General features: G+C 62.3%; 12 protein-coding genes. 11 read left to right on the top strand and 1 reads right to left on the bottom strand.

Annotation, left to right across the window (positions count from 1 at the left end; translation table 11 throughout):
* Positions 1-226 precede the first annotated feature (226 nt).
* The 5 genes from ACIQUI_RS15915 (at position 227) to ACIQUI_RS15895 (ending at position 5,758) form a co-directional block, all read left to right on the top strand.
* Positions 227-739 carry an RNA polymerase sigma factor gene (locus tag ACIQUI_RS15915; RefSeq protein ID WP_403200183.1) on the top strand — a complete coding sequence of 171 codons (513 nt, stop codon included), beginning with the start codon at positions 227-229 and terminating at the stop codon, positions 737-739.
* Between the two features lie 88 nt (positions 740-827).
* Positions 828-1,790: a FecR family protein gene (locus tag ACIQUI_RS15910; protein WP_403200180.1), complete on the top strand. Its 963-nt coding sequence runs from the start codon at positions 828-830 to the stop codon at positions 1,788-1,790.
* A 126-nt stretch (positions 1,791-1,916) separates the two neighbouring features.
* Positions 1,917-4,493 carry a TonB-dependent receptor gene (locus tag ACIQUI_RS15905; RefSeq protein WP_403200177.1) on the top strand — a complete coding sequence of 859 codons (2,577 nt, stop codon included), beginning with the start codon at positions 1,917-1,919 and terminating at the stop codon, positions 4,491-4,493.
* A 203-nt stretch (positions 4,494-4,696) separates the two neighbouring features.
* Positions 4,697-5,290, top strand: coding sequence for a biliverdin-producing heme oxygenase (locus ACIQUI_RS15900; protein ID WP_403200174.1), 594 nt, complete (start codon positions 4,697-4,699; stop codon positions 5,288-5,290).
* Positions 5,291-5,344: 54 nt separating this feature from the next.
* On the top strand, positions 5,345-5,758 hold the full coding sequence (locus ACIQUI_RS15895) for a YbaN family protein (RefSeq protein ID WP_016501292.1): 414 nt from the start codon (positions 5,345-5,347) through the stop codon (positions 5,756-5,758).
* On the opposite strand, the gene arcD (ACIQUI_RS15890) is transcribed toward ACIQUI_RS15895, so the two are convergent.
* Positions 5,738-7,165, bottom strand: coding sequence for an arginine-ornithine antiporter (arcD, locus tag ACIQUI_RS15890; protein WP_403200171.1), 1,428 nt, complete (start codon positions 7,163-7,165; stop codon positions 5,738-5,740). The two genes, ACIQUI_RS15895 and arcD (ACIQUI_RS15890), sit on opposite strands and share 21 nt — an antisense overlap.
* A 434-nt stretch (positions 7,166-7,599) precedes the next feature.
* Here arcD (ACIQUI_RS15890) and arcD (ACIQUI_RS15885) point away from each other — a divergent pair, with 434 nt between their 5' ends.
* The 6 genes from arcD (ACIQUI_RS15885) to ACIQUI_RS15860 all read left to right on the top strand — a co-directional run bounded on the left by arcD (ACIQUI_RS15885) (position 7,600) and on the right by ACIQUI_RS15860 (position 14,610).
* Positions 7,600-9,027, top strand: coding sequence for an arginine-ornithine antiporter (gene arcD, locus ACIQUI_RS15885; RefSeq protein WP_105946906.1), 1,428 nt, complete (start codon positions 7,600-7,602; stop codon positions 9,025-9,027).
* 33 nt (positions 9,028-9,060) lie between these two features.
* The gene (arcA, locus tag ACIQUI_RS15880; RefSeq protein ID WP_403200168.1) at positions 9,061-10,314 is read left to right on the top strand and encodes an arginine deiminase; all 1,254 of its coding nucleotides are present in this window, start codon (positions 9,061-9,063) and stop codon (positions 10,312-10,314) included.
* A 69-nt stretch (positions 10,315-10,383) separates the two neighbouring features.
* A complete protein-coding gene (locus ACIQUI_RS15875) occupies positions 10,384-11,394 on the top strand; it encodes an ornithine carbamoyltransferase (RefSeq protein ID WP_391124713.1) in 1,011 nt (336 codons plus the stop codon).
* A 184-nt stretch (positions 11,395-11,578) separates the two neighbouring features.
* Positions 11,579-12,508 carry a carbamate kinase gene (arcC, locus tag ACIQUI_RS15870; RefSeq protein ID WP_403200165.1) on the top strand — a complete coding sequence of 310 codons (930 nt, stop codon included), beginning with the start codon at positions 11,579-11,581 and terminating at the stop codon, positions 12,506-12,508.
* A gap of 56 nt (positions 12,509-12,564) precedes the next feature.
* Positions 12,565-12,933, top strand: coding sequence for a DUF5064 family protein (locus tag ACIQUI_RS15865; protein WP_403200162.1), 369 nt, complete (start codon positions 12,565-12,567; stop codon positions 12,931-12,933).
* A 168-nt stretch (positions 12,934-13,101) separates the two neighbouring features.
* Positions 13,102-14,610, top strand: coding sequence for a sigma-54-dependent transcriptional regulator (locus ACIQUI_RS15860; RefSeq protein ID WP_403200159.1), 1,509 nt, complete (start codon positions 13,102-13,104; stop codon positions 14,608-14,610).
* The last annotated feature ends 100 nt before the right edge of the window (positions 14,611-14,710 follow it).

Genomic DNA, 14,710 nt, shown 5'->3' with positions numbered 1-14,710 from the left:
AAGGCTGGCAACCATGGCCTGACAGGTGTGGCACGTTGCAACAAATGTGGGAGCGGGCTTGCCCCGCGAAGCGCCGCGCGGGCGGCGCTCGATCTCGAATACACAGAAAATCCTCCGCCATGCACCAGCGGACTCACAATCTTTACCTTTTCTTAACATTTCCACACTTGACCTCAGGCATAGATGATAAGCATTATCATTAACCTTTCGTCGGCCAGGTCCCCCCGTGAGTCAGTCCCGGTTCAACTCTGTCTTCCTCGTCCAGCGCCTTACCCTGCTGCGCACCTTGCAGCGCATGGTCGGCAACCCCAGCACCGCCGAGGACCTGCTGCAGGAAACCTACCTGCGGGTGTCCCGCGCCCTGGGCGAGCGGCCCATCGAGCATATCGAGCCATTCGTGTTCCAGACCGCGCGCAACCTGGCACTGGACCACCTGCGTGCGCGCCGGGTGCAGGCCCGCATGCTGGTCGACGACGTGCCCGACGAAGTGCTGCACAGCGTGGCCGCCCCCGCCACCAGCAGCGAGGATGCCGCCCATGCCGAGCAGTTGCTCAAGCACCTCAGCGTCAGCCTCAACCAGCTGAGCGAACGCCAGCAGCGCATCTTCATCCTCAGCCGCCTGCATGGCGCCACCTATCTGGAAATTGCCGAGCAACTGAAGGTTTCAGCCAGCACGGTACAGAAGGAGCTGAAACTGATCATGGCGATCTGCATGGGTGTCGCCGACCGCCTCAAGTGAGCCGACCGCTGCCCGGCGGTTACGCAAAGCCCTTGCCACACCTCGCCTTAGCCTTGATCATTCGCGAAAAACCATTCAAGGACTCACCGTGACTGACAGCCCCGCCCCTCGCCCGTCACCCGCCGGGCCCAACGCCCGTGCTCGTGCCATGGACGAGGCGCTGGACTGGCTGGTGCGCCTGCAATGCGCCAGTGCCGAAGACACCCAGGCCTTTGAAGCCTGGCTCAGCGCCGCGCCGGAAAATGCCGAGGCCTATGTCGAGGCAGAAGCGCTGTGGAACGGTACGCCGCTGCACCAGGTAGCCACGCAGCTGCACCAGCAGCAACGCCGCTCGTGGCGGGGGCGCCTGCGCAGCCACTGGAAACCGTTGGCCACTGCGGCAGTGCTGCTGGTTGGGCTGTTCACTGTCGGTAACCTGCCCATGCGCCTGCAGGCTGACCACCTGACAGTGGTGGGTGAGCGCCAGCGTCTGCAGCTGGATGACGGTGCCAAGGTGCTGCTCAACACCAACTCGGCATTTGCCAGCGACCGTCGCGACGGCCGCCAGGTCGCCCGCCTGCTGCAAGGCGAGGCCTACTTCCAGGTACCCGAGGACGCGTTGCTGCCGCTGGAGGTGGAAGCCGGGCCGCTACGTGCACAGGTGCGTAACACCGACTTTGCCGTGCGCTACCTCGATGGCGAAGCCCAGCTGCGAGTGCAACGCGGTGATGTCGACCTGCAGGGCGCGCGCGACCAGCGCATCCGCCTGAGTGCCGGTGACAGCATCAGTGTCGGCCCGCAGGGCTTCAGCCAGCGCCAGCGCCCCGACATGCACAAGGACCTGGCCTGGGTCGACGGCCGCCTGGTCTTCGAGAACTGCCCGTTGAGCCAGGTGCTGGCCGAAGTGCGGCGCTACTACCCCGGCTGGATCATCAACCGCAATGCGCAACTGGAAGACGTTGCCGTCACCGGCAACTACCGCCTCGACCAACCGCTGGAAACCCTGCGCGCGCTGGCCCACATCACCTCGGCCCAGTTGCACGAGTACCCGGCGCTGGTCATCCTGAACTGACCCGGAAATTATTTTTACGCGATCGCGCTACCCCGCCCGTCTCGTTATAGCCAATGCAACTGATTCTTGTTTGAAAACGAGAACAGCCATCACCTATAACAACCCGCGCGTCTGGGAGCGCTTCCGATGTCCACTGGTCCTACCCGCTCGTCTACCCTTCCCCGTCTGTCCCTGTTGACCTTGGCCCTGCTCGCCAGCGGCGCCTGCAGCCTGCCTGCGCTGGCCGCCGAACCGGCCCAGGCCAGCAGCCCGCGCATGGGTGACTACCGCTTCAGCATCAGCCAGCAGCCACTGGTGTCGGCAATCAATGCCTTCAGCCAGGTCACCGGTTGGCAAGTCGGCTTCAGCGCCGAGCTGGCCGATGGCGTGGCTTCGCCGGGTGTACAAGGCTCACTGGCACCAGAAGCGGCACTCAAGCGCCTGCTGCACGGCACTGGCCTGGGTTTCCGCAAGATCAGCAACGGCAACGTGGTACTTGAGCGCCAGGCCAGCGGCAACGTGGTGGCCCTGCAGCAGGTGACCGTCAGCGCCACCCGTAGCGCCCAGGACGTCAGCCAGGTGCCGAGCACCGTCAGCGTGCAGACCCGCGAGCAACTGGACCGGCAGAACGTCAACAACATCCAGGACCTGGTGCGCTACGAGCCAGGCGTGTCGGTATCCGGCACCGGCCAGCGCAGCGGCCTGAACGGCTACAACATCCGCGGCATCGATGGCGAGCGGATCCTCACCCAGGTCGACGGCGTGTCGATCCCCGACAGTTTCTTCTACGGCCCCTATGCGCAAACCCAGCGCAACTATGTCGACCCGGAAATCGTCAAACGCGTCGAAATCCTTCGCGGCCCGGCCTCGGTGCTGTACGGCAGCAACGCCATCGGCGGCGCGGTGAGCTACTTCACCCTCGACCCGGACGACATCATCAAGCCCGGCAAGGACGTCGGCGCACGGCTGAAGACCGGCTATAGCTCGGCTGACGAAAGCTGGCTGAACTCCGCTACCGTCGCTGGTCGCGAGGGCGACTTCGATGGCCTGCTGCACCTCAGCCAGCGCAACGGCCACGAGACCGAAACCCATGGCAACCACAGTGGCGACGGCCTGTCGCGCACCGAAGCCAACCCGATGGACGTGCGCACCACCAACGTGCTGGCCAAGCTGGGCTGGAACTACGCCGACGACGCGCGCCTGGGCTTCACCTACGAGCGCTACAAGGACGACCGTGACCAGAACATCCTCAGCGCAGTAGGTGGGCCGTTCATACCTGGCTTTGGTGGCATGGGTTACTACAAGGCACGCAGCGGTAACGACACCATTACCCGCGAGCGCTTTGGCATCAACCATGAGTTCGGCCTGGATTCGCTGGTTGCCGACCACGTGAAGTGGAGCCTCAACTACCAGATCGCCAAGACCGACCAGCATACCGAAGAAGTCTACGCACCACCGGGTCGCCAGGTGCTGCGTACCCGCGACACCACCTACAAGGACCGCCAGTGGGTATTCGACGCCCAGCTGGACAAGGCCTTCAGCATCGGCGCCACCGACCACCTGCTGACCTACGGCACCACGCTCAAGCACGAGAAGATCACCGGCTCGCGCAGCGGCACCGGTACCTGCCTGGCCGTGGGCTCGGGTTGCTCGGCTGCCGGCGCCGAGCGCCCGGCAGATGGCCAGGTGCTGGTCAGCGACTTCCCGGACCCGACCGTGAACACCTACAGCCTGTTCGTGCAGGATGAAATCCGCTGGAACAACTGGACCTTCATGCCCGGCGCTCGCTACGACTACACGCACATGGAGCCCAAGTTCACCGAGGAATTCCTGCGTGGCCTGGAGTCCAGCGGCACGGCGCCCACCTCGCAGGACGACTCGGACAAGAAGTGGCACCGCGTCTCGCCCAAGTTCGGCCTGGCCTACGCCTTCAACGACAACTACACCTGGTATGGCCAGTACGCAGAAGGTTTCCGCACGCCGACGGCCAAGTCCATGTACGGCAAATTCGTCAATATCGACCAAGGCTACCGCGTCGAAGGCAACCCGGGCCTGGAGCCCGAGAAGAGCAAAAGCTACGAAACCGGCCTGCGCGGCAACTTCGACGCTGGCAACTTCGATGTGGCGGTGTATTACAACAAGTACCGCGACTTCATCGACGAAGACGCCGTGCAGGGCGCCAACCTGGAACAGACCTTCCAGGCCAACAACATCAAGCACGCCACCATCAAGGGCGCCGAGGTCAAAGGCCGCCTGAACCTCGACCACTTCGGTGCGCCGCAGGGCCTGTACACCCAGGGCTCGATTGCCTACACCTATGGCCGCAACGACGATACTGGCGAGCCCCTGAACACCGTCAACCCGCTGAAGGGCGTGTTCGGCCTGGGTTACGAACAACAGAACTACGGTGGCCTGCTGAGCTGGACACTGGTCAAGCGCAAGACCCGTGTCGACGACAGCACCTTCTACTCGCCGGACGGCTCGACCTCGAAGTTCCGCACCCCGGGCTACGGCGTGCTGGACCTGACCGGCTACTACAAGGTCACCGACGACGTCACCATCAACGCCGGCCTGTACAACCTCACCGACAAGAAGTACTGGCAGTGGGATTCGGTGCGCAGCTACGACGGCCAGGGTGAAGCGGCTGTGACCCAGCCGGCCAACATCGACCGCCTGAGCATGCCGGGGCGTAACTTCGGTATCAATGTGGTGTGGGATATCTGATCCCACTGCATCGTACTGGCCTCTTCGCGGGCACGCCCGCTCCCACAGGTATTGCGCAGGTCTTGAGGCCTGCGGTTTCCCTGTGGGAGCGGGCGTGCCCGCGAAGAGGCCGGTACAAACAACACTAAAACCCGGTTTTTTTACTGTCCCGCCCCCGCTGTTTCGTCTTGTATCTAGACGCCCCTTTTTCCAAGGACTGCCCCATGACCGACCGCCCAGCCCTGCGCTCCCAGCGCCTGAACCAGATCACCCACGCCCCGCACGCCGAGCTGGATGCCCTGGTCAAATCGCACAAGCCGTTCGACAGCCGCGAAAGCTTCGCCCGCTTCGTCGTAGCCCAGTACCTGTTCCAGTCCGAACTGCAAGCGCTGTACAACGACCCGCAACTGATCGCCATCGTCCCCGACCTGGCCGAGCGCTGCCGTGCCGACCAGGCCCGCCTGGACCTTGCCGACCTCGACACCGAAGTACCCGCTGCCGTGCCTGGCGCCTTGGGCAAACCAGGGCTGGGCGAGGCAATGGGCTGGATCTTCGTCTCCGAAGGCTCCAAACTGGGCGCTGCGTTTCTGATCAAGCGTGCCGTGGCCCTGGAACTGTCCGACAGTTTCGGTGCCCGTCATCTGGGCGAGCCGGCCGGTGGCCGTGCCGAAGGCTGGAAGCAATTCACTCGCATCCTCGATGGCCTTGAATTGTCGGCCGAAGAGGACGCCGCCGCCGAGCGCGGTGCAGTTGCCGCCTTCGAGCGTTTCACCGAACTGCTCAAGCATGCCTATGCTGCGGATGCCGCGCTGGCCTGATACGCCGTACCCGGCCACCCTACCGGTGGCCGAACCGCTTTTTGCAGTGAGACCATGACCCGACCTGCCCGCTCGAAGATCGCCCGCCTGTTGTACGGAATCCTGGCTTACGTCAGCCTTGGGGTGGGTTTGGTCGCGATCGTCATTCCTGGTTTGCCGACCACCGAATTCATCCTGCTGGCCGCCTGGGCAGCTACCCGCAGCTCGCCGCGTTTGTCTGCCTGGCTGGAGAACCACCGGCTGTTCGGGCCAATCCTGTACAACTGGCGCAACGGCAAGGTGATCCAGCGCCGGGCCAAGGTAAGCGCGACCATCAGCATGCTGCTGTGCGCAGGCCTGATGCTGACCTTCCTGGAACACCACTGGCCGGTGTTCCTGGCCATCGCCGGCATGACCCTGGGCAACCTGTGGATCTGGTCACGCCCGGAACACGCCTGCCCAGCCCCGTCACAAGCTCAACAGCCCTGAATACAAGGCGTAGGCCGCCAAGGCAGCGCCCGCCAGCACGGCAGCGAAAATCAGCTTTTCCCAGGTGGTGAACAACACCTGCCCCTGCTCGCGCCTGGCCCTGGCGAACAGGATCACGCCCGGTGCGTACAACAGCGCCGAAAGCAGCAAGTACTTCAGCCCCCCCGCGTACAGCAGCCACACGGCATACAGCAAGGCCACCAGCGCCACCAGCAAGTCCTTGCGCCGCAACCCCGGCTGCCCGGCATAGGTTTCTGCACGCGCCGCCAACAGCACGGCATAGGCCGCCGACCACAGGTACGGCACCAGGATCATCGACGAAGCCAGGTAGATCAGGCTGGTGTAGGTGCCGGCCGAGAACAGCGTAATCAGCAAAAAGCCCTGGATCATGCAGTTGGTCAGCCAAAGGGCATTGGCCGGCACATGGTTGGCGTTTTCCTTGGCCAGGAAACGCGGCATGGTCTTGTCCCGCGCCGTGGCGAAAAGGATTTCAGCACACAGCAGCGCCCATGACAGCAAGGCCCCCAACAGCGATACCGCCAGGCCAAGGCTGATCAGCAAGGCCCCCCAAGGGCCGACGATATGCTCCAGCACCGAGGCCAGCGACGGGTTCTGCAACCCGGCCAGTTCCGGCTGGGTCATGATGCCCAGCGACAGCACGTTGACCAGCACCAGCAGCGCCAGTACACCGAGAAAACCGATGACCGTGGCCTTGCCCACGTCCGAACGCCGCTCAGCGCGCCCGGAGTACACGCTGGCGCCCTCGATGCCGATGAACACGAACACGGTCACCAGCATCATGTTGCGGACCTGCTCCAGTACGCTGCCGAACTTGGGGTTGCTCAAACCCCAGATGTCACGGGTGAAGATATCGGCCCGAAAGGCGAACGCCGCAATCACCACGAACATCAGCAACGGCACCACCTTGGCCACGGTGGTCACCTGGTTGATGAACGCGGCTTCCTTGATACCGCGCAGCACCAGAAAATGCACCGACCACAACAGCAGCGAGGCACAGCCGATGGCGACCGGCGTGTTGCCTTCGCCGAACACTGGAAAGTAGAAACCCAGGGTACTGAACAGCAGCACGAAATAACCGACGTTGCCCAGCCAGGCACTGATCCAGTAGCCCCAGGCCGAAGAAAAGCCCATGTAGTCGCCAAACCCGGCCTTGGCGTAGGCATACACCCCCGAATCCAGCTCCGGCTTGCGGTTGGCCAGAGTCTGGAACACGAAAGCCAGCGCCAGCATGCCGACGGCGGTAATGCCCCAGCCAATCAGCACTGCACCCACATCGGCACGCGCCGCCATGTTCTGCGGCAGCGAGAAAATCCCACCACCAATCATCGAGCCGACCACCAGCGCGATCAGCGCGCCCAGGCGCAGCTTCTGTCCCGGTTCGCTCATGCAACCCCCGTTTTTTCGCGCTGTCATTACGCTGAAACAGCCCTGCGGGCCATATAAATGTTGTTACTTATAATGGAACAAGCCATTCAAGCTATAGCACTCATAACTGCTTTGTCTATGCAACAATCCTTATAACGCTAGCAGCTGACCAGCAACTGGAAAAGTTCCCGTTAAAACTGGAAATTCTTGTGAAAAATTTGCGAAAGCGGCAAAAGCGGCTAGCTTCAAGCATCGCAGGCTGAACAGAGCGTTTGCTCTAGAAAGACATGGAGGTGCCAGCGCGCAAGGCCTGCAGCTTAAGCTGTCGGCACTCTCCAGGAGCACCGTGAAGGAAATTTCCTACCTTCACGTCGCCTTAAACTGACACAAGTCAGGTTATGGCAGAGGCGTCAGATTTATTCTTACGTCAACTTTCTCCTGGCAGGAGTTGTTAAATGTCTGATTCATCCGGAAAACTAAAGCTCGGCGCGTTAGTTGCACTTGTCGTCGGCTCGATGATTGGTGGCGGGATCTTCTCGCTGCCACAAAACATGGCCGCCAGTGCTGGGGTTGGTGCCGTGCTGATCGGCTGGGGTATCACCGCCGTCGGCATGTTGACCCTGGCCTTCGTGTTCCAGACCCTGGCCAACCGCAAGCCTGACCTGGATGGCGGGGTGTATGCCTACGCCAAGGCCGGTTTTGGCGACTACATGGGCTTTTCTTCGGCCTGGGGCTACTGGATCAGTGCCTGGCTGGGCAACGTCGGCTACTTCGTGCTGCTGTTCAGCACCCTGGGCTACTTCTTCCCGATCTTCGGTGAAGGCAACACGCCGGCCGCCATCATTGGCGCGTCGATCCTGTTGTGGGCGGTGCACTTCCTGGTGCTGCGCGGCATCAAGGAAGCGGCATTCATCAACCTGGTCACCACCGTGGCCAAAGTGGTGCCGTTGGTGCTGTTCGCGCTGATCTGCCTGTTCGCCTTCAGGCTCGACATCTTCACCGCCGACATCTGGGCCGTAGGTACACCAGAGCTGGGCAGTGTGATGAACCAGGTGCGCAACATGATGCTGGTCACCGTATGGGTGTTCATCGGCATCGAGGGCGCGAGCATCTTCTCGTCCCGGGCGGAAAAACGCTCTGACGTGGGCAAGGCCACGGTCATAGGCTTTGTTACCGTGCTGCTGTTCCTGGTGCTGGTCAACGTGCTGTCGCTGGGCATCATGACCCAACCGGAACTGGCCAAGCTGCAGAACCCGTCGATGGCCGCGGTGCTGGAGCATGTGGTCGGCCACTGGGGCGCGGTGCTGATCAGCGTCGGCCTGATCATCTCGCTGCTGGGGGCCCTGCTGTCGTGGGTGCTGCTGTGCGCCGAGATCATGTTCGCCGCTGCCAAGGACCACACCATGCCGGAGTTCCTGCGCCGCGAAAACGCCAACCAGGTACCGGCCAACGCCCTGTGGCTGACCAACGCCATGGTGCAGATCTTCCTGGTGATCACGCTGTTTTCCAACAGCACCTACCTGTCGCTGATCTACCTCGCCACCTCGATGATCCTGGTGCCTTACCTGTGGTCGGCGGCCTACGCCTTCCTGCTGGCACTGCGCAGCGAAACCTACGAACAGGCCCTGGCCGAGCGCAAGAAAGACCTGATCATCGGTGGTATCGCCCTGTTGTACGCCATCTGGCTGCTGTACGCCGGCGGCGTGAAATACCTGCTGCTCTCGGCCCTGCTCTACGCGCCTGGCGCCATCCTGTTCGCCAAGGCCAAGCGTGAGGTAGGCCAACCTGTCTTCACCAACGTGGAAAAACTGATCTTCGCAGCCGTGGTCATCGGCGCCCTGGTGGCAGCCTTCGGCCTGTACGACGGCTTCCTGACCCTTTGACCCACGTCTTCGTTCAATTGGAGGAATGAAACCATGTCCGCTGAAAAACAGAAGTACGGTGTCCACTCCGAAGCCGGCAAACTGCGCAAAGTGATGGTTTGTGCCCCGGGCCTGGCGCACAAGCGCCTGACGCCGAGCAACTGCGACGAATTGCTGTTCGACGATGTGATCTGGGTCGACCAGGCCAAGCGTGACCACTTCGACTTCGTCACCAAGATGCGCGAACGCGGCGTGGATGTGCTGGAAATGCACAACCTGCTGACCGACATCGTCCAGCAACCCGAAGCCCTGAAGTGGATTCTCGACCGCAAGATCACCGATGACACCGTCGGCGTGGGCCTGAACAACGAAGTGCGCAGCTGGCTCGAAGGCCTTGACCCCCGCCACCTGGCCGAGTTCCTGATCGGTGGCGTGGCTGGCCAGGACCTGCCACAGAGCGAAGGCGCCGATGTGGTCAAGATGTACAACGACTACCTGGGCCACTCCAGCTTCATCCTGCCGCCACTGCCTAACACCCAGTTCACCCGCGATACCACCTGCTGGATCTACGGTGGCGTGACGCTGAACCCGATGTACTGGCCGGCGCGTCGCCAGGAAACCCTGCTGACCACCGCCATCTACAAGTTCCACAAGGAGTTCACCAATGCCGACTTCGAAGTCTGGTACGGCGACCCGGACAAGGAGCACGGCCAGTCCACCCTCGAAGGCGGGGACGTGATGCCGATCGGCAACGGCATCGTGCTGATCGGCATGGGCGAGCGTACCTCGCGCCAGGCCATCGGCCAGCTGGCACGCAACCTGTTCGCCAAGGGCGCGGTCAAGGAAGTCATCGTCGCCGGCCTGCCGAAGTCCCGTGCGGCCATGCACCTGGACACCGTGTTCAGCTTCTGCGACCGCGACCTGGTCACGGTATTCCCGGAGGTGGTCAACGAAATCGTGCCGTTCATCATCCGCCCGGACGAGAAAAAGCCCTACGGCATGGACGTGCGCCGCATCAACAAGTCGTTCATCGAGGTGGTCGGCGAGCAACTGGGCGTCAAGCTGCGCGTGGTCGAGACCGGCGGCAACAGCTTCGCCGCCGAACGCGAACAGTGGGATGACGGCAACAACGTGGTGGCCATTGAGCCAGGCGTGGTCATCGGCTACGACCGCAACACCTACACCAACACCCTGCTACGCAAGGCCGGCATCGAAGTCATCACCATCAGCGCTGGCGAACTGGGCCGGGGCCGTGGCGGCGGCCACTGCATGACCTGCCCGATCGTGCGCGACCCGATCGATTACTAACGCCCATCACCCCCGGCCGCCCTCACAAAGCGGCGGCCGGTGCGTTCACCAAACTCAAGGAGAAATGTCATGGCGTTCAACATCCATAACCGCAACCTGCTCAGCCTCGAACACCACACCACGCGCGAGTTGCGCTACCTGCTGGACCTGTCCCGCGACCTGAAACGCGCCAAGTACACCGGCACCGAGCAGCAGCACCTGAAGGGCAACAACATCGCCCTGATCTTTGAAAAAACCTCCACACGTACCCGTTGCGCCTTCGAAGTGGCTGCCTACGACCAGGGCGCCAATGTCACCTACATCGACCCGAACTCTTCGCAAATCGGCCACAAAGAGAGCATGAAGGACACCGCCCGCGTGCTCGGGCGCATGTACGACGCCATCGAGTACCGTGGTTTCAAGCAGGAAATCGTCGAAGAGCTGGCCAAGTTCGCTGGCGTGCCGGTGTTCAACGGCCTGACCGATGAGTACCACCCAACCCAGATGATCGCCGACGTGCTGACCATGCGTGAGCACAGCGACAAACCGCTGCACGACATCAGCTACGCCTACCTGGGCGACGCGCGCAACAACATGGGTAACTCGCTGCTGCTGATTGGCGCCAAGCTCGGCATGGACGTACGTATCGCCGCGCCCAAGGCACTGTGGCCACATGACGACCTGGTCGACCGTTGCAAGAAGTACGCAGAGGAAAGCGGCGCCCGCATCACCCTCACCGAAGACCCGAAAGCGGCGGTCAAGGGTGTGGACTTCGTGCACACCGACGTGTGGGTCTCGATGGGCGAGCCAATCGAAGCCTGGGGTGAGCGCATCAAGCAGCTCAAGCCTTACCAAGTGAATGCCGAGCTGATGAAGTCCACCGGCAACCCACGCACCAAGTTCATGCACTGCCTGCCGGCGTTCCACAACTCCGAGACCAAGGTAGGCAAGCAGATCGCCGAACAGTACCCGGACCTGGCCAACGGCATCGAAGTGACTGACGACGTGTTCGAGTCGCCGGCCTGCATCGCCTTCGAGCAGGCGGAAAACCGCATGCACACGATCAAGGCGATCCTGGTATCGACCCTGGCTGACCTGTAAGCAGCTCCCGCTACCGCCGAGACCTGCACGGTACCTGTGGGAGCGGGCGTGCCCGCGAAGGCACCAGCCGCATCATCGATGATGCCTGGTCTGGCCCCTTCGCGGGCACGCCCGCTCCCACAGGGAACCCAGCAGCCTTCTGCGCTGCGGCAGTTCATTCCTCTTTCGTTAAAGGACATTCCCCATGCGTATCGTTGTTGCATTGGGCGGCAACGCCCTGCTGCGTCGCGGCGAGCCCATGACCGCTGACAACCAGCGCGCCAATATCCGCACCGCCACCGAGCAAATCGCCAAAATCCATCCTGGCAACGAACTGGTCATCGCCCACGGCAACGGCCCGCAGGTTGGCCTGCTGTCGCTCCAGGCGCTGTCCTACAAGCCCGACGAGGCCTACCCGCTGGACGTGCTGGGTGCCGAAACCGAGGGCATGATCGGTTACATGATCGAGCAGGAACTGGGCAACCTGCTGGCCTTCGAGGTGCCGTTCGCCACCCTGCTGACCCAGGTGGAAGTGGACGCCAACGACCCCGCCTTCAAGGACCCGACCAAGTTCATCGGCCCGGTCTACAGCAAGGAAGAAGCAGAGCGCCTGGCCAAGGAAAAGGGCTGGGTGGTCAAGGCAGATGGCGACAAATATCGCCGCGTGGTGGCCAGCCCCAAACCCAAGCGTATTTTTGAAATCCGCCCGATCAAGTGGCTGCTGGAAAAGCAAAGCATCGTGATTTGCGCGGGCGGCGGCGGCATCCCCACCATGTACGATGAAAACCGCAAGCTCAAGGGCATCGAAGCGGTGATCGACAAGGATCTGTGCTCGGCACTGCTGGCAGAACAATTGGAAGCCGACCTTCTGATTATCGCCACCGACGTCGATGCAGCCTACATTGACTGGGGCAAGCCTACCCAGAAAGCCATTGCCCAGGCCCATCCCGACGAACTCGAACGCCTGGGCTTTGCCGCCGGTTCCATGGGGCCGAAGGTGCAGGCTGCCAGTGACTTTGCCCGCAGCACCGGCAAGGTGGCGGTGATCAGTTCATTGGAAAACATTGAAGACATCGTCAAAGGCACTGCCGGTACCCGTGTTTCCACCGCGAAGCCGGGGATCAGCTACCGTTGAATGCAGTCGGCGGGCCTTCGGTGCCCGCCATTTTCGACCTTCCAAAGGAGCTAGCCATGGCCCAGTACCACCCCGGTCATGTACACATCGAGCGCACTGCGCTGAACCCGGCAGACCACAGCTACGACCTGAGCATCGAATACGAGGCAGTGTCGGACCCCACGGAAGGCAGAGGCATTCAGTTCCACATGCATGGCAGCATCGAAGGCAAGGTGGTAGAAGAAAAGTTCTTCCTGCCCAAAGACCAGGTACTGCCCAGTTTTCTCATGCTGCTGACCCGCAAGGCCCAGTCGTATCTGGTGACACCGAAGAAATTCGAGAACCTGAGTTCGCCGCACAAGCTTTATGACTATATGTTCGCGGACATTCGCGAAAAGCTTGATGTGAAGTCGGGCGATCCGATCAAGCCTGAGCATCTGGAATAGCTCCAGAATTTTGGGGCTGCTTTGCAGCCCATCGCGACACAAGGCCGCTCCTACAGGGGTACGCGTTCCCTTGTAGGAGCGGCCTTGTGTCGCGATAGGGCCGCAAAGCGGCCCCGGCGATGTTGAGGCATACTACCGCCCTCCCCGGCCACCACTTCACCGTCCCCCATGCGCATCCACGTCAGCTTCATCGACCGCGTCGGCATCACCCAGGAAGTCCTTGCCCTGCTCGGTGCCCGCAACCTCAACCTGGACGCCGTGGAGATGGTCCCGCCGAACGTCTACATCGACGCCCCCACCCTCAGCCCCGCCGTTCTCGAAGAACTGCACGACGCACTGTTCGAAGTACACGGTGTGCAATCGGTGGACGTGGTCGACATCCTCCCCGGCCAACGCCGCCACCTGCAACTCGATGCCCTGCTGGCCGCCATGAGCGACCCGGTACTGGCGGTGGACAGCGCAGGCATGGTGCTGCTGGCCAACCCGGCATTGATCGGCCTGTGCGGTCGCGAATCTGCCGGGCGTTCGGTGGGTGACCTGTTCGGCGACCCGGCGCTGCTGCAAGCCCTGCTGGACAACAACTTCCACCTGCCCATGCGCGAGATGCAGCTCAACGGCCAGAGCCTGCTGCTGGACGCCATGCCGATCACCAACGCCGGTGGCCTGCTTACCCTGTACCCGCCTTCGCGCATGGGTGAACGCCTGTCCGCCCTGCACCATGACCACGCCGAAGGCTTCGATGCCCTGCTTGGTGAATCGCCGGCCATCCGTACCCTCAAGGCCCGCGCCTTGCGCGTGGCAGCACTCGATGCGCCGCTGCTGGTGCATGGGGAAACCGGCACTGGCAAAGAGCTGGTAGCCCGCGCCTGCCACGCCATCAGCAGCCGCCACGCCGCTCCGTTCCTGGCCCTGAACTGCGCCGCACTGCCCGAAAGCCTGGCCGAGAGCGAGCTGTTCGGCTACGCCCCCGGCGCCTTCACCGGCGCGCAACGGGGCGGCAAGCCCGGGCTGATGGAACTGGCCAACCAGGGCACGGTGTTCCTTGATGAGATTGGCGAGATGTCGCCGTACTTGCAGGCCAAGCTACTGCGTTTTCTCAGCGATGGCAGTTTCCGCCGGGTGGGGGGTGACCGTGAAGTAAAGGTGGATGTACGCATCATCAGCGCCACCCACCGCGACCTGGAGCGCATGGTCGCCGAAGGCACCTTCCGCGAAGACCTGTTCTACCGCCTCAACGTGCTCAACCTGCAGGTGCCGCCGCTGCGCGACCGGGGCCAGGATATCCTGATGCTGGCGCACTTCTTCATGCAGCAAGCCTGCACGCAGATCCAGCGCCCGCCCTGCCGGCTGACCCCGGCCACCCACTCGGCACTCCTGGCCAACCCCTGGCCGGGCAACGTGCGCCAATTGCAGAACGTGATTTTCCGCGCTGCAGCCATCTGCGAAAGCAACCTGGTGGACATCGGTGACCTGGACATCGCAGGCACCTCGGTGGCGCGTGGCCAGGATGGTGAAGTAGCAAGTCTTGAACAAGCAGTAGGTGACTTCGAGCGCGAACTGTTGCAACGGCTGTATGCCAGTTACCCATCGACACGGCAACTGGCCGGGCGCTTGCAAACTTCACATACCGCTATTGCCCTGCGCCTGCGTAAATATGGAATACCCGGGAAACTTTGACACATGTCGTCAAAACCCACAGTTCATTCAGACTTTTCCTAGCCGCTTGGCCGCAATTGACTGGAAGGCTCGCCGTAGAATGGTGACATCGTAATTTCGC

The organism is Pseudomonas sp. NPDC090592 (genome assembly GCF_044769185.1).
Classification (GTDB): domain Bacteria; phylum Pseudomonadota; class Gammaproteobacteria; order Pseudomonadales; family Pseudomonadaceae; genus Aquipseudomonas.
This window is presented reverse-complemented; position numbering and strand designations above follow the sequence as displayed.

What these genes read in the sequence shown, in the direction of transcription:
- ACIQUI_RS15905 (WP_403200177.1), top strand. Translation starts at nt 1,917, where the DNA reads ATGTCCACTGGTCCTACCCGCTCGTCTACCCTTCCCCGTCTGTCCCTG.
- ACIQUI_RS15900 (WP_403200174.1), top strand. Translation starts at nt 4,697, where the DNA reads ATGACCGACCGCCCAGCCCTGCGCTCCCAGCGCCTGAACCAGATCACC.
- ACIQUI_RS15895 (WP_016501292.1), top strand. Translation starts at nt 5,345, where the DNA reads ATGACCCGACCTGCCCGCTCGAAGATCGCCCGCCTGTTGTACGGAATC.
- arcD (WP_403200171.1), bottom strand. Translation starts at nt 7,165, where the DNA reads ATGAGCGAACCGGGACAGAAGCTGCGCCTGGGCGCGCTGATCGCGCTG.
- arcD (WP_105946906.1), top strand. Translation starts at nt 7,600, where the DNA reads ATGTCTGATTCATCCGGAAAACTAAAGCTCGGCGCGTTAGTTGCACTT.
- arcA (WP_403200168.1), top strand. Translation starts at nt 9,061, where the DNA reads ATGTCCGCTGAAAAACAGAAGTACGGTGTCCACTCCGAAGCCGGCAAA.
- ACIQUI_RS15875 (WP_391124713.1), top strand. Translation starts at nt 10,384, where the DNA reads ATGGCGTTCAACATCCATAACCGCAACCTGCTCAGCCTCGAACACCAC.
- arcC (WP_403200165.1), top strand. Translation starts at nt 11,579, where the DNA reads ATGCGTATCGTTGTTGCATTGGGCGGCAACGCCCTGCTGCGTCGCGGC.
- ACIQUI_RS15865 (WP_403200162.1), top strand. Translation starts at nt 12,565, where the DNA reads ATGGCCCAGTACCACCCCGGTCATGTACACATCGAGCGCACTGCGCTG.
- ACIQUI_RS15860 (WP_403200159.1), top strand. Translation starts at nt 13,102, where the DNA reads ATGCGCATCCACGTCAGCTTCATCGACCGCGTCGGCATCACCCAGGAA.